Below are 17,447 nucleotides of genomic sequence, written 5' to 3'. Positions count from 1 at the left end.
TCTGAATGGAGAGTGGAGGGACGTGTCGCGCTCCAGCCGAATGCACTAGAGCGGTGCACAAACGGGGAGCTAGTATAGAGGCCATCCGCGATCAATGGCGACAGGCGATTGGTCTTTTAAGCTAAGTTTTTCCGATTATTTTTCGACCGTTAGTCGATTGGTCGTGTCGGACATTTTACCGGATGTAGGACGTTTGCCTTGAAAGCGATGGCAATCGGCTCCACATTGAGCACAATCCTGTTTTTTCCTCGGGCGACATCGGTCGTTTGCGGTCTTTCTCGTTCGTGCCGGTGTTGCCGGCAAGAGTGATCCAGAGGTATTTAATGTCTGAATTCCAGCTAGTCACCCGTTTCGAGCCCGCCGGCGATCAACCGGAAGCCATCCGCCTGATGGTCGAGGGCATCGAGGCCGGGCTGGCGCACCAGACGCTGCTCGGTGTGACCGGCTCGGGCAAGACGTTCAGCATCGCCAACGTGATCGCCCAGGTGCAGCGTCCAACCCTGGTGCTGGCGCCGAACAAGACCCTGGCGGCGCAGTTGTACGGTGAGTTCAAGGCGTTCTTCCCGAACAACGCGGTGGAATACTTCGTTTCCTACTACGACTACTACCAGCCTGAAGCCTACGTGCCGTCCTCGGACACCTTCATCGAGAAAGACGCCTCGATCAACGACCACATCGAACAGATGCGTTTGTCGGCGACCAAGGCATTGCTTGAGCGCAAGGACGCGATCATCGTTACCACGGTGTCCTGCATCTACGGTCTGGGCAGCCCGGAAACCTATTTGAAGATGGTGCTGCACGTGGACCGCGGCGACCGGCTCGATCAGCGTGAATTGCTGCGACGCCTGGCCGACCTGCAATACACCCGCAACGACATGGATTTTGCCCGTGCGACCTTCCGCGTGCGTGGCGATGTGATTGATATCCATCCGGCGGAATCCGATTTTGAAGCGATCCGCATCGAACTCTTCGACGATGAGGTGGAAAGCCTGTCGGCCTTCGATCCGCTGACCGGCGAGGTCATTCGCAAACTGCCGCGTTTCACCTTCTACCCGAAGAGTCACTACGTGACGCCACGGGAAACCCTGATGGGCGCGGTCGAAGGCATCAAGGTCGAGTTGCAGGAGCGCCTGGAGTACCTGCGTTCCAACAACAAGCTGGTGGAAGCCCAACGCCTGGAGCAGCGTACCCGTTTCGATCTGGAGATGATCCTCGAACTGGGTTACTGCAACGGCATCGAAAACTATTCGCGCTATCTGTCCGGTCGCGAAGCCGGCGCACCACCGCCGACGCTTTATGACTACCTGCCGCCGGATGCCTTGCTGGTGATCGACGAGTCCCACGTCAGCGTTCCGCAGGTTGGCGCCATGTACAAGGGCGACCGCTCGCGCAAGGAAACCCTGGTCGAGTACGGTTTCCGCCTGCCCTCGGCCCTGGACAACCGGCCGATGCGTTTCGATGAGTGGGAAAGCATCAGCCCGCAGACGATTTTCGTCTCGGCGACTCCAGGCAACTATGAAGCCGAACACGCTGGCCGCGTCGTCGAACAAGTGGTGAGGCCGACCGGCCTGGTGGACCCGCAAGTGGAAATCCGTCCGGCGTTGACCCAGGTCGACGATTTGCTGTCGGAAATCACCAAGCGCGTCGCAGTCGAGGAACGGGTGCTGGTCACTACGCTGACCAAGCGCATGGCCGAGGATTTGACCGATTACCTGGCCGACCACGGCGTACGCGTGCGCTACCTGCACTCGGACATCGATACCGTGGAGCGCGTGGAGATCATCCGTGACCTGCGCCTGGGCACTTTCGATGTATTGGTGGGCATCAACCTGTTGCGCGAAGGCCTGGACATGCCGGAAGTCTCGCTGGTAGCGATCCTCGATGCCGACAAGGAAGGCTTCCTGCGTTCCGAGCGCTCGCTGATCCAGACCATCGGGCGCGCGGCACGTAACCTCAATGGCCGGGCGATTCTGTATGCCGACCGGATTACCGGCTCCATGGAACGGGCGATCGGTGAAACCGAGCGTCGCCGCGACAAGCAGATCGCCTTCAATCTGGCCAATGGCATCACGCCAAAAGGCGTGTTCAAGGACGTTGCCGACATCATGGAAGGCGCCACCGTGCCCGGCTCGCGCAGCAAGAAGCGCAAGGGCATGGCCAAGGCCGCCGAGGAAAATGCCAAATACGAAGCCGAATTGCGCTCGCCCAGCGAGATCAGCAAGCGGATTCGTGCGCTGGAAGAGAAAATGTACCAGCTCGCTCGCGACCTGGAATTCGAAGCAGCGGCGCAGATGCGCGACGAGATCGCCAAGTTGCGCGAGCGGTTACTGACTGTCTGAGATTTGCGGTAAGTGTGCGGGTCTCTTCGTCGGAACGCCGCCCGGAGCAAGCCCGCTCGCACATCGGTCCGCGTCCGTCGGACAACTCGGTCAACTGTGGCGCGGGCTTGCCCGCGAAGGGGCCGGATTCAACAATGCACCTTTCTCGCAACAAAAAAGCCCACCAAAAGGTGGGCTTCTCGTTTTCACAGCGCTATCAGAAATACTTCATCTTCGGCGCTTCTTCTTTCAACGGCTCGTTCTGCGCCGTCTGTTCGTTCCAGCCACCACCCAGGGCCTTGTACAGGTTGACCTGGCTGACCAGTTGCGCCAGACGGTCGGTGATCAACACCTGCTGCGCACTGAACAGCTGACGCTGGGCATCGAGGAAGGTCAGGTTGCTGTCGACACCGATACGGTAGCGGCGCTCGGCCAGGCGGTAGTACGCCTGGTTGGCACTGACGAAATCTTTCTGTGCCTGCAACTGCTGGACGTAGGTCTGGCGGGCGGCCAGGCCGTCGGCAACTTCCTGGAAGGCCGTTTGAATGGACTTCTCGTAGTTCGCCACGCCGATGTCTTTCTGGATTTTCGAGTAATCCAGGCTGGCACTCAGAGAGCCGGCGTTGAAGATCGGCAGGTTGATCTGCGGCTGGAACAGCCAGGTGCCCGAACCACCCTTGAACAGGCCGGACAAGTCCGGGCTCAGGGTGCCGGCATTGGCCGTGAGGCTGATGCTCGGGAAGAACGCAGCCCGCGCTGCGCCGATGTTGGCGTTGGCGGCCTTCAGGTTGTACTCGGCTTGAAGGATGTCCGGACGACGCTGCAGCAGGTCCGACGGCAGGCCGGGCGGAACGTCGCTCAGCAAGTCGTCGTCAAGCGGTTTGGCCGCTTGCAGATTGGCCGGGACTCCAGTGCCGAGCAGCAGCACCAGGCTGTTCTCATCCTGGGCAACCTGACGGGTGTATTTGGCCAGTTGCGCACGGGCGTTTTCCACCGAGGTGCGCGACTGTGCCAGGTCCAGGGCCGAGGCGACGCCGACTTCGTTGCTGCGGGCGGTGAGCTTGTAGCTCTCCTCGAAGGTGGCGAGGGTGTCCTGGGTCAGCTTGTACAGTTCCTTGTCGGCCTGCCAGGTCAGGTAGGCATTGGCCACACTGGCCACCAGGCTGATCTGCGTACTGCGACGGCCTTCTTCGGTGGCGAAGTACTTCTGCAGCGCTTCTTCATTCAGGCTGCGAATGCGACCGAACAGGTCGAGTTCATAGGCGCTGACCCCGACCGTGGCCGAGTAGGAACTGGTGATGCCGGCTTCGCCGGTCTGCGAAGCGTCAGCCGGAACGCGCTGACGGCTGCCGGTGCCGTTGGCCGAGACGGCCGGGAACAGATCGGCACGGGAGATGCGGTACTGAGCCGCAAACGCGTCGATGTTCAGGGCCGCGACACGCAGGTCACGGTTGTTTTCCAGGGCAACCTGGATCAGCTGTTGCAGCGCCGGGTCATGGAAAAACTGCTTCCAGCCCTGCTCGGCAGCGGCTTGCGCCGGTGCCTGGGCCGGCGAGTACGCCAGGCCCTGCGGGTACTGCCCCGCCACCGGCGCTTCGGGCTGCTGATAATCAGGTATCAGCGAGCAGCCACCGAGCACGAAGGCGGCGACTGCCAGGGAGAGTAGCGACTTGCTCATTAGCCAGCCTCTTTAGAAGTTTCAATAGCGTCATCCTGGTCGGCGATTTTACGTTGACCAATGGACGACACGGTGACGAAGAACAGCGGGACCCAGAAGATCGCCAGCACAGTGGCCGTGATCATACCGCCGATCACACCGGTACCGATTGCATGCTGGCTACCGGAACCTGCGCCCGTGGATATCGCCAGTGGTACCACACCCAGCACGAAGGCGAGCGAGGTCATGATGATCGGTCGCAGACGCATGCGACAGGCTTCGATTGCGGCATCACGCAGGCTACGCCCTTGTTCGTGCAGTTCCTTGGCAAATTCGACAATCAGAATGGCGTTTTTCGCCGCCAGACCGATAGTCGTCAACAGACCTACCTGGAAGTACACGTCGTTGGACAAGCCGCGCAGGCTGGTGGCCATCAGTGCACCGATGATCCCCAGCGGTACCACCAACATCACCGCGATCGGAATCGACCAGCTTTCATACAATGCCGCCAGGCACAGGAACACCATCAGCAGCGACAGGGCGTACAGCGCCGGCGCTTGCGAACCGGACAGACGTTCTTCGTACGACAGGCCGGTCCAGGAAATACCGACACCCGCCGGCAGCTTCTTGGCAATGGCTTCGACTTCGAGCATGGCTTCACCGGTGGAGTAACCCGGTGCCGGGGCACCGAGGATTTCCATCGCTTCCACGCCGTTGTAGCGAGCCAGTTTCGGCGAACCGTAAATCCACTCGCCCTTGGCGAACGCCGAGAACGGAACCATGGTGCCGCTGGCGTTGCGCACGTACCACTTCTGCAGGTCTTCAGGGCCCATTCGAGCGCCTGGCTTGCCTTGCACGTAAACCTTCTTCACTCGACCACGGTCGATGAAGTCGTTGACGTAGCTACTGCCCAGGGCAATCGACAGGGTGTTGTTGATGTCGGCGATGGTAATGCCCAGGGCACTGGCCTTCTCGTCATCGATTTCCAGCTGGTATTGCGGTTCGTCGTTCAGGCCGTTCGGACGCACCTGAGTCAGGATCTTGCTTTGTGCGGCCATGCCGAGGAACTGGTTTCGCGCTTGCATCAGTTTTTCGTGGCCGATACCGGCGCGGTCCTGCAGGAACACGTCGAAACCGGTGGCGTTACCCAGTTCCAGTACCGCCGGTGGCGCGAAGGCGAACACCATGGCATCGCGGAAGGTGAAGAAGTGCTGCTGGGCTCGGGCCGCCACCTTGAACACGTTGTTGTCGGCGTTACGTTCGTCCCAGGGTCTGAGCATGATGAACGCCATACCCGAACTCTGGCCACGGCCGGCGAAGTTGAAGCCGGTCACGGTAAACACTGAGTTCACCGCATCGCCTTCGCCGCCATCCTTGCCCGGACGCAGCAGGAATTCACGCATTTCATCGACGACCACTTGGGTACGCTGGGCCGTGGACCCGGCCGGGGTTTGTACCTGGGCGAACAGTACACCCTGATCTTCCTCAGGCAGGAACGCCGTTGGAATGCGGCTGAACAGCCAGATCATGCCCACCACGATCAGCAGGTACGCCAGCAGATAGGGGATCTTGCGCTGCAGAATATTGCCGACACCGCGTTCGTAGCTGCGAACGCCGCGGTCGAAATTGCGGTTGAACCAGCCAAAGAAACCGCGTTTCGGGGTGCCGTGCTCGCCTTTCGGAATCGCCTTGAGCATGGTGGCGCAGAGCGCCGGGGTGAAGATCAGTGCAACCAGTACCGACAGGGCCATGGCCGAGACGATGGTGATCGAGAATTGCTTGTAGATCACACCGGTGGAACCGCTGAAGAACGCCATTGGCAGCAGAACCGCCGACAGCACCAGGGCGATACCGACCAGTGCGCCCTGGATCTGGCCCATGGATTTCTTGGTGGCTTCTTTCGGTGACAGGCCTTCTTCGCTCATCACCCGTTCGACGTTTTCCACCACGACGATGGCGTCGTCCACCAGCAAGCCGATGGCCAGCACCATACCGAACATGGTCAGGGTGTTGATACTGAAACCGGCGGCCGCGAGGATGCCGAATGTACCGAGCAATACCACCGGCACGGTCATCGTGGTGATGATGGTGGCACGGAAGTTCTGCAGGAACAGGAACATCACCAGGAACACCAGGGCGACCGCTTCGACCAGGGTGTGAACCACGCCCTTGATCGATTCGGTTACCACCGGAGTGGTGTCATACGGGAATACCACTTCCATCCCTTGCGGGAAGAACGGCTTGAGGTTGTCGATGGTCGCGCGCAGGGCCTTGGCGGTATCGAGAGCGTTGGCACCGGTGGCCAGTTTCACGGCCAGGCCGGAAGCCGGGGCACCGTTGAACTGGGCATTGATGCTGTAGTTCTCACCCCCCAGACCGACTTCGGCAACATCCCTCAAGCGAACCTGGGAACCGTCCTTGTTGACCTTGAGCAGGATCTTGTCGAACTCTTCCGCGGTCTGCAGGCGGGTCTTGCCGATGATCGTCGCGTTCAACTGGGTGCCGGGCAGGGCAGGCAGGCCGCCGAGCTGACCGGACGACACCTGGACGTTCTGCGCGGCGATGGCGGTTTTGACGTCGATCGGAGTCAGGTTGTAGTTGTTCAGCCTGGCCGGGTCGAGCCAGATACGCATGGCGTACTGGGAACCGAACACCTGGAAGTCGCCGACACCGGCGGTCCGCGAGATCGGGTCCTGCATGTTCGACACGATGTAGTTGGACAGATCGTCCTTGGTCATGCTGCCGTCACGCGACACCACGCCGATCACCAACAGGAAGTTCTTCACGGCCTTGGTGACGCGGATACCTTGCTGTTGCACTTCTTGCGGCAGCAGCGGGGTGGCCAGGTTCAGCTTGTTCTGGACCTGGACCTGCGCGGTGTCGGAGTTGGTGCCTTGCTCGAAGGTCGCGGTAATGGTCATGGTGCCGTCGGAGTTACTTTCCGACGAGACATAGCGCAGGTTGTCGATACCGTTGAGCTGTTGCTCGATCACCTGAACCACGGTGTCCTGAACCGTTTGTGCCGAAGCACCCGGGTAGGTCACGGAGATGGCGATCGCTGGAGGCGCAATGCTCGGGTACTGGTTGATCGGCAGTCTGAGGATCGACAGTGCCCCGACCAACATGATCACCAGGGCAATTACCCAGGCGAAAATCGGACGGTCGATAAAAAATTTCGACATGGTTTACTCCCCTTTGTCGCCGGAGGCTTTATCAGCTACCTGGGCGGGGGCCGGATTCTTGACGGCTACGTTGGTCGCTTCACGGGCCTTGACTTCGATGCCCGGTTTGACGAATTGCAGACCTTCGGTGATCAGGCGATCGCCGGCCTTCAGGCCGTCTTCGATCAGCCATTGGTTACCGACAGTGCGGTTGGCCTTGAGTTGGCGCAGTTCGACCTTGTTGTCCGGGCCGACGACCAGTGCGGTCGGCGTACCTTTGAGGTCGCGGGTCACGCCTTGCTGCGGGGCCAGGATCGCCGCGCTGTTCACGCCGGCCAGCAACTTGGCGTGCACGAACATGCCAGGCAGAAGGGTGTGATCAGGGTTCGGGAAAATGGCGCGCAGGGTGACGGAGCCGGTGGTCTGGTCAACCGAGATTTCGGAGAACTCCAGCTTGCCGTCCAGCTTGTAGTCGCTGCCGTCTTCGAGGGTCAGCTTGACCGAGGCCGCGTTGTCGCCGGCTTTTTGCAGGCGACCGCTTTCCAGCTCACGGCGCAGTTGCAGCAACTCGACCGAGGACTGCGTCACGTCGACGTAGATCGGGTCGATTTGCTGAATTACCGCCATCGCATCGGCCTGGGCATTGCTGACCAACGCGCCTTCGGTCACCGAGGAGCGGCCGATGCGGCCGGTCAGCGGGGCGTAGACCTTGGTGTAGCGCACATTGATCTGCGCGGTTTGCAGCGCGGCTTCCGATTGCAGGCGGTTGGCTACTGCGGTGTCGTATTCCTGACGGCTTACGGCTTGTTCGTCGACCAATTGCTTGTAACGGTCGGAAATCGACTTGGTCGAACGCAGGTTCGCTTCCGCGCTGGCGAGCGTTGCTTCATAGATCGAGGGATCGATCTGATAGAGCTGCTGGCCGGCCTTGACGTCGCTGCCTTCCTTGAACATGCGCTTGAGAATGATGCCGTTGACCTGAGGACGGACTTCGGCAATGCGCAATGCACTGGTACGGCCTGGTAGATCGGACGTCAGGGTGAAAGCTTGGGGTTGCAGAGTCACGACGCCGACCTGAGGCGGTGGGGCGGCCGGTGCTGCCTCTTCCTTTTTGCATCCGCTGAGCAGCGATGCCAGGGCGACGGCGGCGACCAGAGCGGTAACAGCTGGCTTGAATTGCATGAAAATCCTCGGGTCAGGCGCGCAAGGAGCGCACTAGAAAGGTGGAAGGTTGAAAAGTGTATTCCGGGTGGATAAGTAGCTTGCTAAGGAATATACTTACGTACATGGTTGTTTGTAAATACCCAGGCTGCGTATCAACACCGTTACACAAGCCGTTACACAAGCCGTTTGAAGGTTGGAATTGTAGGCCGGGGACAAGCCCCCAGAACGTTCGCCCCACTTTTATTCAGCTGATATTCAGACATCGCTGAAGCACCCTGATTGAGGTTGTACTGCCATGGTCCGTCGTACCAAAGAGGAAGCTCAGGAAACCCGCGCGCAAATTCTCGTGGCGGCCGAAAAGGCCTTTTTCGAGCGCGGCGTGGCGCGCACGACCCTGGCGGACATCGCGACCCTGGCCGGCGTCACTCGCGGGGCCATTTACTGGCATTTCAGCAACAAGGCGGATCTGGTGCAGGCCATGCTCGACACCTTGCATGAGCCGCTGGAAGAAATGGCCAAGGCCAGCGAAAGCGAAGACGAACTCGATCCCCTGGGCTGCATGCGCAAACTGTTGATTCATTTGTTTCATCAAATTGCGCTGGACCCGAAAACCCGGCGCATCAATGAGATTCTTTTTCATAAGTGCGAATTCACCGATGAAATGTGCGACCTGCGCCAACAACGGGTGTCGGCCAGCCTCGAATGCAATGTGCGGATCGGCCTGGCCCTGAGTAATGCCGTGAATCGCGGCCAGTTGCCGGAAAACCTCGACACCGCCCGCGCCGCGATCAGCTTGCATGCTTATATAGACGGCATCCTGTACCAGTGGTTGCTGGCCCCCGACAGTTTTGAATTGCACACCGAAGCCGAGCGTTGGGTTGATACCGGGCTGGATATGCTGCGCTTGAGCCCCAGCCTGCGCAAATGAAACAAAAAGCGTAATTGGGTCGGCGTGTGTCAGCCCGGGGCCTTTTTGTGACTCGATGCGCCGTAATGGGGTGCCTTTATATACGCACCCCGGGCGGGATGACAGGTAGCAAGCTCAGTATTTTGTAGGGAAATTGTGTCGAGTCTTTGAGAAATCCATATAGACCTTGTGGGAGTGAGCAAGTCGGATCGTCGCACTGCCGCTCCCACAGTGGATAGGGTTAAACCGTCAAATATTAAAAAGCCCCGGCTCTTTCGAGTCGGGGCTTTTGCGTTTCAACGGTTGCCGGTTACAGCGTCGGATAGTCGATGTAGCCGACCGGCCCCTTGGCGTAGAACAGTTCCGGACGCGCTTCGTTCAGCGGCGCGTCAGCCTGCAAGCGTGCCGGCAGGTCAGGGTTGGCAATGAAGGGTACGCCGAAGGCCACTGCATCGGCCTTGCCGCTGGCGAGCAATGCGTTAGCGCTGTCCTTGGTGAAACGCTCGTTGGCAATGTATGGGCCGCCGAAGGCTTCCTTGAGTCGTGGGCCGAGGCTGTCGGCACCTTCCTTCTCGCGTGAGCAGATGAAGGCAATGCCACGCTTGCCCAGTTCACTTGCGACGTAGGTGAAGGTTTCGGCCAGGTTGTCGTCGCCCATGTCATGCAAGTCGGCGCGTGGCGACAGGTGCACCCCCACGCGGCCGGCACCCCAGATTTCGATGGCGGCGTCAGTCACTTCCAGCAGCAGGCGCGCACGGTTTTCCAGGGAGCCGCCGTAGTTGTCGGTGCGCTGGTTGGTGCTGCTTTGCAGGAACTGGTCAAGCAGGTAACCGTTGGCGGCATGGATTTCCACGCCGTCGAAACCGGCGGCCTTGGCGTTCTCGGCACCGACGCGGTAAGCGTCGACGATGTCGGCGATTTCAGCGATTTCCAGGGCGCGCGGGACAGGGAAGTCGGCCAACGGACGAACCAGGCTGACATGGCCCTTTGGCTGGATGGCGCTCGGGGCGACCGGGGCTTCACCGTTCAGGTACAAACCGTGAGAAATGCGACCCACATGCCACAACTGCAGGAAGATCTTGCCGCCCGCGCCATGGATAGCCTTGGTTACGTTGGACCAGCCACGCACCTGATCGTTGGACCAGATGCCCGGTGTGTCCGGGTAACCGACGCCCATCGGGGTAACCGACGTGGCTTCGCTGAGGATCAGGCCGGCGGAGGCGCGCTGTACGTAATACTCGGCCATCAGCGCGTTCGGCACGCGACCTTCGTCGGCGCGGCAGCGGGTCAGTGGCGCCATGATGATGCGGTTGGCCAACTCGAGGTCGCCCAGTTTGATCGGATCGAAAATACTCGTCATTTAATGCAACCCTCGTGAGGTAATGGTCTGTCAGTTGGTAGCAGGGGCCAGATCGGGATTGCCGCTCTGACGGAAAGTAATCAGGGTGACCAGCAGGGCGAGTACCGCCAGGGCCGCTGCGGCGAGGGGCACGCTGGTCAGGCCAAAACCGTGGGCGATCACGCTGCCGCCGACCCAGGCACCGAGTGCGTTGCCGATGTTGAAAGCGCCGATGTTCAGGGTCGACACCAGGTTCGGTGCGGCTTTGCCGAAGGTCACCACGTTCACTTGCAAGGCCGGTACGGCGGCAAAGCACGCGGTGGCCCAGAGGAACAGGGTGATTTCGGTCGGGATCAGCGCGACGCTGGTCCAGGTCAGCACCGTGGACACCACGGCCATGGTGATGAACACGCCGATCAGCGTGGCGGCCAGGCCTTTGTCGGCCATCTTGCCGCCGATGATGTTGCCGGCCGTTAGGCCCAGGCCGATGAGCATCAGGGTCCAGGTCACGCCACGGGGCGAGACGCCGGTGACTTCGCCCAGCAGCGGCGCGACGTAGGTGAACAGGGTGAACACCGAGGCGGCGAACAGTGCCGTCATGCTCAGGGACAGCCAGATGCCACCGCCCTTGAGTGCGGCCAGTTCGGCGCGCATGTCGAGTTTTTCTTCATCACGCTTGGCCGGCAGGAAGCGGATCAAGCCGATCAGCGCAATCACACCGATCACGGTCACGGCCCAGAAGGTCGAACGCCAGCCGGCTTCCTGACCGAGGGCGGTGCCCAACGGTACGCCGAGGACGTTGGCCAGGGTCAGGCCGGTGAACATCAGGGCCACGGCCGAAGCGCGTTTGTTCGCAGGCACCAGGCCGGCAGCCACGACGGAACCGATACCGAAGAAGGCGCCATGACAAAGGGCCGTCACCACACGGGCAAACATCAGCACGTTGTAGTCACTGGCCACTGCACAGAGCAGGTTGCCGATAATGAAAATGCCCATCAACGCCACCAGCGCAGCCTTGCGCGGCAGTCTGGCGGTGGCCAGCGCCATGAACGGCGCGCCGATGGCCACGCCCAGGGCGTAACCGGTCACCAGCCAGCCGGCACCGGGAATCGACACACCGAGGTCAGCCGCCACGTTGGGCAGCAGGCCCATGATGACGAACTCGGTGGTGCCGATGGCGAAGGCGCTCAAGGCCAGGATGAGTAGCGAGAGGGGCATTGTTGATTCCTTTTCGGCTCTAAGGATCAGAGCTCTTTGCTGAAGGTACGGAGGAACTCCTGGATGGTTTCCTCGTTACGTTTGAAGAAGTGCCACTGGCCGACTTTGCGGCTGCTGATCAGGCCGGCGCGTTGCAGGGTCGCCAGGTGTGCGGACACCGTGGATTGCGACAGGCCACAACGCTGATCGATCTGCCCGGCGCAAACGCCGTGCTCGTTACTGTGTGACTGATCGGGAAATTCGACGGTCGGGTCCTTGAGCCAGTGCAGGATTTCTCGCCGGACTGGGTGTGCCAGGGCTTTTATTATTTCGTCGAGATTGATGGTCATGATGTGGGCTCGTGATGTTTAAAACGCTATATCGCGATGAGGCGAACTTTAAATCGGTATTTCGCGATATACAAATATGATTTGGCTCTGACCAGCTCACATTTCGATATATCGAGTTATAACGATGTGTTGAGTGTAACAAGGCAATGGGGCAGTGCTAAGCTGCGCCCATGAACTATCTCGCACATCTTCACCTCGGTGGCCAGCGTCCCGGCCAATTGCTCGGCAGTCTGTATGGCGATTTCGTCAAGGGACGGCTGCAAGGGCAGTTCGCTCCGGAAATCGAGGGGGCTATCCAGTTGCACCGCAGCATCGACGTGTTCACCGATCGCCATCCGCTGGTGGATGTGGCGTTGTCGCGTTTTTCCCTGACCCGTCGTCGCTACGCGGGGATCGTGCTCGATGTGTTTTTCGACCATTGCCTTGCCCGGGACTGGGCGCTGTATGCCGACCGGCCCCTGGCGTTGTTCACCTCGGACGTTTACCGGGTGCTGTCCAGTGAACGGCAATTGCCGGGGCGGCTGGCGCAGATTGCACCGCACATGGTGGCCAATGACTGGTTAGGTTCGTATCAGGAGTTTGAAGTGCTGGAGCAGGTATTGCGCGGGATCTCGCGACGCCTGACCCGGCCGGAGGAGCTGGCGGCGGCGATGCCGGAGTTGCGGCGATTGTATGAGCCGTTGAGCGAGGACTTTCGGTTGTTCTATCCGCAGCTACAGGATTTTGCCCGGAACCACACTGGCACATAAATCCATTGTGGGAGCGAGCCTGCTCGCGAAGGGGCCGTCACATTCAACATCATCGCTGAATGTCACACCGCATTCGCGAGCAGGCTCGCTCCCACAGATGGCATGTGTTCAAGCGGCAATCGCGGGACGCATTGGCACTTGCTGTTTTTCCGGGGGCGCCCCAAACAACGCCTTCTGCACCGCCTGCTGCGCTTCGAACGCCAGTGCCGCGCGTTCCCGGCCCTGGCACTCGATTGGCTTGAGCAAATGAATCTCCACGCTGCCACGGTCATTGGCGAACAGACGCATCAGGTGCGAGAGCAGATCATCGTCGCCAATGAATGGCGCCAGCGCGCAAGGCTTACCGTCACGCACATAACGAATCGCCACCGGCTGCATCGCCACTTCGGAATCGATGGCGGCGGACAGCAGGCGACCATGGAAGGTACGCAGCGAACGGCCATCAGTGGTGGTGCCTTCCGGGAACATCAGCAGTGGGTAGGCTTGTTCCAGGTGGCGGGTCATCTGCTTGCGGATCAACTGGCTGTCACCCGAGCCGCGGCGGATAAACAGGCTGCCGGCCTTGGCCGCCAACCAGCCGGCCACTGGCCAGGTGCGCACTTCGGCCTTGGACAGGAACGACAGCGGCGTGAGCATGCCCAGCAGCGGGATGTCGGTCCAGGACACGTGGTTGCTGACCCAGAGCATCGGCGACTTCGGCAGCTCGCCGTGGACGGTCACGTCAAAGGGCAGGGCGTTGCTCAGTCGGGCCATGAAAAACCGCGACCAGCGCTGGCGACGCGCCATCGAATGGGCCATGCCCAGGCGCTCGAACACCCCGAACACACTGGCCATGCCCAGGCCCAGCGTCACCACCATCAGCACTCGCGCGATTCGCGCGTATACACGTAACCGGCTCATTACACAGCCGCCTTGAAGTGTTTGGCATAGCGCGGGCAGAGTTCGTCGCGCTTGAGCAGGATGAACACGTCGGCGACCTGGAAGTCTTCGTCCCAGCATGGCTCGCCGCAGATCTTGGCGCCCAGGCGCATGTAGGCCTTGAGCAGCGGTGGCATTTCGGCAATCACGTTTGACGGGATGTCCAGGCTTGGCAACGGATTCTTCGGCTCGGCGCGCAGGTGTTCGGTGCACAGGTAGCGTTCACGCAGACGCTGCATGATCGCGTGGGCCTGCACACCACCATCCTGCATCGGAATGCTCGCGCAACCCATCAGGTAGCTGTAGCCGCCCTGGTTCAGGACTTCGGCCAGTTCACCCCAGAGCACGGCGATGGTGCCGCCGTTGCGGTAGGCCGGATCGACGCAGGTGCGACCGATTTCCAGGATCGGGCCTTGCAGGTGCACCAGGCCGTGGAGGCTGAATTCTTCTTCGCTGTAAAACTTGCCGAGGCTGCTGGCAGCCGTGTGGTCGAGCAAACGGGTAGTCGCCACCAGCCGCCCGGTGTTCAAGTCACGCACACCGATGTGGGCGCAGTGAACGTCGTAGTCATCCATGTCCAGACCCAGTTCAGCGCCCTTGAGCCTGGCGTTGAATTCGCCGCTGAACACGTTGAAGCGCAAGGCCTGGGCTTCCTGCAACGCCTCGGCGCCCACCAGGCGTTCGGCTTGCAGGCGGCGTTCGTTGCCGGTGTCGCTGATGCGGACGATCTGAGTCATGGCGAATCTCCGTGCGGGCTGCTCACCCGTCTTTGGGCTACAGCGAATCGACTTTCTTTGTCGAGGGGGCGTTCTCAATTAGTTTCCCCACCGCGTTGTCGCCTTAAAGCTGGCCAGGCAAGGCGTAGGCCGCTGGGAATGGTTGTTCCCTTTCCAAGGCCTGCAACGCAGCATGGCCAGCTTTAAGGCACAACCCGAAGGGCCGGGCCTGCTGTTGTGCAGGGCTGTGTTGCTCGAAGCTGATTTGGAATGACCAAACTGCGCTTCTCGCGCCTTGCCCTGCACAACAGCAGACCCGGCGCGGTAGGGAAACTAATTGAGAACGCCCCCTAGCCGTGTTGTGCAAAGTCAGGCTATGTAGCCCCGGTGTCATCGCCATTAAGCTTTGGTGATGCTTATATGACAGCCTTCAAGGAGCCTCTTATGCCCTGGCAAACCCTGTTGAACCGCCGTGATCGCTTGCCCGCCAACCCGGATCTGGCCGAAGGTTTCGCGACTTTGTTGCAGCAGTTGGGAGCGGTCACGCCGTTTGAATTGGCCGTGCTCGGCGGGCGGTTGATGGCGACGCCGGGGCTGGCATTTCTGGTGGGGTATCAAGCGGCCTTGCGCATGCTCTGGCCGAGCGCGCCACTGAGCCTCGGCGCGTTGTGCGCCACCGAGCAGCGCAGCCTGCGCCCGGCCGACATGCAAACCCGGCTGAGCGGTTTGCGCCTGAATGGTCGCAAGGATTTCGTCACCGCCGGGGATGCCGCCGACTGGCTGCTGGTGGCAGCGCGCAGCGAGGCGCCCGGCGCCAATCCGCGCTTGAGCCTGGCGGTGATTTATCGCGATGAGCCGGGTGTGCGGGTGGAAAAACTGGCGCCGATCCCGTTGATGCCGGACATCAGCCATGGCCGGTTGTTTCTGGATAACGCGCTGTGCGAGTTGCTCGCGGGGGATGGTTGGGACGCCTACGTCAAACCGTTTCGCACGCTGGAAGACATCTATGTACTGAGCGCCATGACGGCGTGGTTGTACGGTATCGGTCAGGACTGTGCCTGGCCGCAATCCTTGCAATTGCGTCTGCTGGGATTGTTGGCAGGGTGCGCGGAAACCAGCCGTCAGCCACCGACCAGCCTGGCCGGACATGTGGTGCTGGGCGGGTTGTTTGCACAGTTCGAAGGACTCAAGGCTCAAGTGAACGAGGCACTGGCTGGAGGGCCACCGGAGTGGGCAGCGATGTGGCAGCGCGACCGAGCGGTGATGGAGTTGGCGGCGGGGGCGCGGGGCAAGCGGTTGGCCAAGGCGTTGGCGGCACATTGAAGGCACTCATCGCGAGCAGGCTCGCTCCCACATTGATCTGCGTCGAACACAGATTCCTCTGTGGGAGCGAGCCTGCTCGCGAAAGCGATCTATCAGGCAATACAAACTCCAAAATTGTCATCAAGTCCGACTAGGCTCAGCCAGTTCAATCTCCGAGCCCCCGCCATGCCCAAAGGCTTGTCCCTGATTTTCATGCTGTTGCTCAGTTTCACGGCCCAGGCCGAATACTGGCCCGCCGAGCAATGGCCGACCGCCCCGGTGCTGACCGGTCCGGCGCTTCAAGCCCTGGAGGCTTACGCCTTCCCATCCCGCGATGACACCGCGCGCCAGGGCATTCGCACCGATGCCTTGCTGGTGATCCGTGACGGCCAGTTGCTCTACGAGCGCTACGCCGGTCCGACGACGGCGCAGACGCCGCACCTGACCTGGTCGATCAGCAAGAGCCTGATGGCCACGGTCCTCGGCGTGGCCTATGGCGAAGGCTTGTTCAAGCTCGACGATCCGGTGGCGAAGTTTTATCCGCCCCTGCAAAAGCACCCCGACATGACCATGGCCGACCTGCTGCACTGGGCCTCGGGCCTGGATTGGCAAGAGGACTATGAATACGCACCGTTGAAGTCTTCGGTGGTGGCCATGCTCTACACCCGCGGTCACCACGATATGGCCGCGTTCACTGCAGCCCATGCTGCGTACGCGGCGCCGGGCCAGGCATTTCGCTACTCCAGCGGTGACAGCAATCTGTTGTCCGCCGCGCTGAAAGCCATGGTTGGTTCCAGCCGCTATCCCGACTACCCGTGGGCTGCATTGTTCGAACCGCTGGGCATTCGTCACGCCGTCTGGGAAACCGATGCCACGGGCACTTTCGTCGCTTCGTCCTATGCCTACCTCACTGCACGGGATCTGGCCCGGGTCGGTCTGTTGATGGACCGCGAGGGCCGCTGGGGAGACAAGCAACTGCTGCCCAAGGACTGGGTGGCGTTCAACCGCGAGCCGTTCGCTCACTATCACGCACACGAAGACGATGCCGTCCCCGGCGGGCAATGGTGGCTCAATCGAGCCGTTGAGGGCGCGGCACGACCCTGGCCCGATGCCCCCGCCGACACCTTCGCCGCGCTGGGGCATTGGGGGCAGGCGCTGTATGTGATCCCCAGTGAACACCTGGTGATCGTCCGCTACGGCGATGACCGCGACGGCAGTTATCGGCATAACGAATTGCTCAAACTCGCGCTCAAGGCCTTTGCCGGGAAGGTGCAGCCATGAACAGTTTCATTCGCCGTCGACCGGTGAGTTCCCTGTTGCTGATCCTGCTGATCGCCTTGCTCGGCTGGGTCTGGAGCGAGCGGGTGGCGCTGTGGGCGTTCCCCGGCATCATCAGCGCTTACACGGCCAAGGAATACTGTTCGTGCCGCTACGTGATGAACAACGACACCGAGTACTGCCACCGTTATGTGAAACAGTGGCTGCCCGTCAACAGCTTTACCGATGACCCGGCCGGCAAGCGTGTCACGGTCAGCGGCATGGGTCGCAGCAACAGCGCCGTGTGGGTCGGCGAGCGCCAGGGTTGCCGATTGCAGCCCTGACGGCGCTGAAATATCGAGGTAGGGCGACAGGTCCATCGCCACAAAGGCGGGTTTGGAGCAGTAGATGG

At 60.9% G+C, this 17,447-nt stretch carries 14 protein-coding genes; 6 read left to right on the top strand and 8 right to left on the bottom strand.

Features of this window, described 5'->3' with window-relative positions; genetic code table 11:
- The first annotated feature begins 323 nt into the window (after nucleotides 1–323).
- Entirely contained in the window at nucleotides 324–2,339 is a 2,016-nt protein-coding gene (uvrB, locus tag CAF65_RS13440; RefSeq protein WP_085716698.1) for an excinuclease ABC subunit UvrB, read from the top strand.
- A gap of 196 nt (nucleotides 2,340–2,535) precedes the next feature.
- On the opposite strand, the gene emhC is transcribed toward uvrB, so the two are convergent.
- Genes emhC through CAF65_RS13425 form a run of 3 tightly spaced genes read right to left on the bottom strand, consistent with a single transcriptional unit; the run spans nucleotide 2,536 to nucleotide 8,318 of the window.
- On the bottom strand, nucleotides 2,536–3,996 hold the full coding sequence (emhC, locus tag CAF65_RS13435) for an efflux RND transporter outer membrane subunit EmhC (protein WP_085716697.1): 1,461 nt from the start codon (nucleotides 3,994–3,996) through the stop codon (nucleotides 2,536–2,538).
- On the bottom strand, nucleotides 3,996–7,157 hold the full coding sequence (emhB, locus tag CAF65_RS13430) for an efflux RND transporter permease subunit EmhB (protein ID WP_085716696.1): 3,162 nt from the start codon (nucleotides 7,155–7,157) through the stop codon (nucleotides 3,996–3,998). The genes emhC and emhB overlap by 1 nt, the downstream gene beginning before the upstream one ends.
- Before the next feature lie 3 nt (nucleotides 7,158–7,160).
- Nucleotides 7,161–8,318, bottom strand: a complete 1,158-nt coding sequence (locus CAF65_RS13425) for an efflux RND transporter periplasmic adaptor subunit (RefSeq protein ID WP_085716695.1) — start codon at nucleotides 8,316–8,318, stop codon at nucleotides 7,161–7,163.
- A 277-nt stretch (nucleotides 8,319–8,595) separates the two neighbouring features.
- Here CAF65_RS13425 and emhR point away from each other — a divergent pair, with 277 nt between their 5' ends.
- Complete coding sequence (gene emhR / locus CAF65_RS13420) at nucleotides 8,596–9,228, top strand: efflux system transcriptional repressor EmhR (protein WP_057400783.1); 633 nt, start codon at nucleotides 8,596–8,598, stop codon at nucleotides 9,226–9,228.
- Nucleotides 9,229–9,517: 289 nt separating this feature from the next.
- Here emhR and CAF65_RS13415 read toward each other — a convergent pair whose 3' ends face one another.
- Genes CAF65_RS13415 through CAF65_RS13405 form a run of 3 tightly spaced genes read right to left on the bottom strand, consistent with a single transcriptional unit; the run spans nucleotide 9,518 to nucleotide 12,093 of the window.
- Complete coding sequence (locus tag CAF65_RS13415) at nucleotides 9,518–10,567, bottom strand: alkene reductase (RefSeq protein WP_085716694.1); 1,050 nt, start codon at nucleotides 10,565–10,567, stop codon at nucleotides 9,518–9,520.
- Nucleotides 10,568–10,597: 30 nt separating this feature from the next.
- Nucleotides 10,598–11,764, bottom strand: coding sequence for an MFS transporter (locus CAF65_RS13410; protein WP_085716693.1), 1,167 nt, complete (start codon nucleotides 11,762–11,764; stop codon nucleotides 10,598–10,600).
- A gap of 26 nt (nucleotides 11,765–11,790) precedes the next feature.
- Nucleotides 11,791–12,093 carry a helix-turn-helix transcriptional regulator gene (locus tag CAF65_RS13405; RefSeq protein WP_057400779.1) on the bottom strand — a complete coding sequence of 101 codons (303 nt, stop codon included), beginning with the start codon at nucleotides 12,091–12,093 and terminating at the stop codon, nucleotides 11,791–11,793.
- A 170-nt stretch (nucleotides 12,094–12,263) separates the two neighbouring features.
- Between CAF65_RS13405 and CAF65_RS13400 the strand changes: the two genes are divergently transcribed.
- Nucleotides 12,264–12,842: an ACP phosphodiesterase gene (locus tag CAF65_RS13400; protein WP_085716692.1), complete on the top strand. Its 579-nt coding sequence runs from the start codon at nucleotides 12,264–12,266 to the stop codon at nucleotides 12,840–12,842.
- Nucleotides 12,843–12,950: 108 nt separating this feature from the next.
- Here the strand turns inward: CAF65_RS13400 and CAF65_RS13395 are convergent, their stop codons facing one another.
- Nucleotides 12,951–13,742, bottom strand: a complete 792-nt coding sequence (locus CAF65_RS13395; RefSeq protein WP_085716691.1) for a 1-acyl-sn-glycerol-3-phosphate acyltransferase — start codon at nucleotides 13,740–13,742, stop codon at nucleotides 12,951–12,953.
- Nucleotides 13,742–14,497 carry an L-ornithine N(alpha)-acyltransferase gene (olsB, locus tag CAF65_RS13390; RefSeq protein ID WP_085716690.1) on the bottom strand — a complete coding sequence of 252 codons (756 nt, stop codon included), beginning with the start codon at nucleotides 14,495–14,497 and terminating at the stop codon, nucleotides 13,742–13,744. The genes CAF65_RS13395 and olsB overlap by 1 nt, the downstream gene beginning before the upstream one ends.
- Nucleotides 14,498–14,920: 423 nt before the next feature.
- Here olsB and CAF65_RS13385 point away from each other — a divergent pair, with 423 nt between their 5' ends.
- The 3 genes from CAF65_RS13385 (at nucleotide 14,921) to CAF65_RS13375 (ending at nucleotide 17,379) form a co-directional block, all read left to right on the top strand.
- Nucleotides 14,921–15,799, top strand: coding sequence for an acyl-CoA dehydrogenase family protein (locus tag CAF65_RS13385; RefSeq protein WP_085716689.1), 879 nt, complete (start codon nucleotides 14,921–14,923; stop codon nucleotides 15,797–15,799).
- A 165-nt stretch (nucleotides 15,800–15,964) separates the two neighbouring features.
- Entirely contained in the window at nucleotides 15,965–17,059 is a 1,095-nt protein-coding gene (locus tag CAF65_RS13380; protein WP_085716688.1) for a serine hydrolase, read from the top strand.
- Nucleotides 17,056–17,379 (top strand): amidase, encoded by a 324-nt coding sequence (locus CAF65_RS13375; RefSeq protein ID WP_085716687.1) that lies wholly within the window; start codon nucleotides 17,056–17,058, stop codon nucleotides 17,377–17,379. Before CAF65_RS13380 ends, CAF65_RS13375 begins: the two co-directional genes overlap by 4 nt.
- Nucleotides 17,380–17,447: the final 68 nt, after the last annotated feature.

The sequence above is a fragment of the Pseudomonas sp. B28(2017) genome, from assembly GCF_002113025.1.
Lineage (GTDB): Bacteria > Pseudomonadota > Gammaproteobacteria > Pseudomonadales > Pseudomonadaceae > Aquipseudomonas.
Note: the sequence above shows the minus strand (reverse complement) of the source record. Positions and strands in the feature narration are given on the sequence as shown.

Bases quoted from the DNA above. Each gene is read 5' to 3' on its own strand.
- CAF65_RS13405 (WP_057400779.1), bottom strand. From the start codon at position 12,093: ATGACCATCAATCTCGACGAAATAATAAAAGCCCTGGCACACCCAGTC.
- CAF65_RS13380 (WP_085716688.1), top strand. From the start codon at position 15,965: ATGCCCAAAGGCTTGTCCCTGATTTTCATGCTGTTGCTCAGTTTCACG.
- emhR (WP_057400783.1), top strand. From the start codon at position 8,596: ATGGTCCGTCGTACCAAAGAGGAAGCTCAGGAAACCCGCGCGCAAATT.
- CAF65_RS13425 (WP_085716695.1), bottom strand. From the start codon at position 8,318: ATGCAATTCAAGCCAGCTGTTACCGCTCTGGTCGCCGCCGTCGCCCTG.
- CAF65_RS13400 (WP_085716692.1), top strand. From the start codon at position 12,264: ATGAACTATCTCGCACATCTTCACCTCGGTGGCCAGCGTCCCGGCCAA.
- emhC (WP_085716697.1), bottom strand. From the start codon at position 3,996: ATGAGCAAGTCGCTACTCTCCCTGGCAGTCGCCGCCTTCGTGCTCGGT.
- CAF65_RS13375 (WP_085716687.1), top strand. From the start codon at position 17,056: ATGAACAGTTTCATTCGCCGTCGACCGGTGAGTTCCCTGTTGCTGATC.
- CAF65_RS13410 (WP_085716693.1), bottom strand. From the start codon at position 11,764: ATGCCCCTCTCGCTACTCATCCTGGCCTTGAGCGCCTTCGCCATCGGC.
- CAF65_RS13395 (WP_085716691.1), bottom strand. From the start codon at position 13,742: ATGAGCCGGTTACGTGTATACGCGCGAATCGCGCGAGTGCTGATGGTG.
- CAF65_RS13385 (WP_085716689.1), top strand. From the start codon at position 14,921: ATGCCCTGGCAAACCCTGTTGAACCGCCGTGATCGCTTGCCCGCCAAC.
- olsB (WP_085716690.1), bottom strand. From the start codon at position 14,497: ATGACTCAGATCGTCCGCATCAGCGACACCGGCAACGAACGCCGCCTG.
- CAF65_RS13415 (WP_085716694.1), bottom strand. From the start codon at position 10,567: ATGACGAGTATTTTCGATCCGATCAAACTGGGCGACCTCGAGTTGGCC.
- emhB (WP_085716696.1), bottom strand. From the start codon at position 7,157: ATGTCGAAATTTTTTATCGACCGTCCGATTTTCGCCTGGGTAATTGCC.
- uvrB (WP_085716698.1), top strand. From the start codon at position 324: ATGTCTGAATTCCAGCTAGTCACCCGTTTCGAGCCCGCCGGCGATCAA.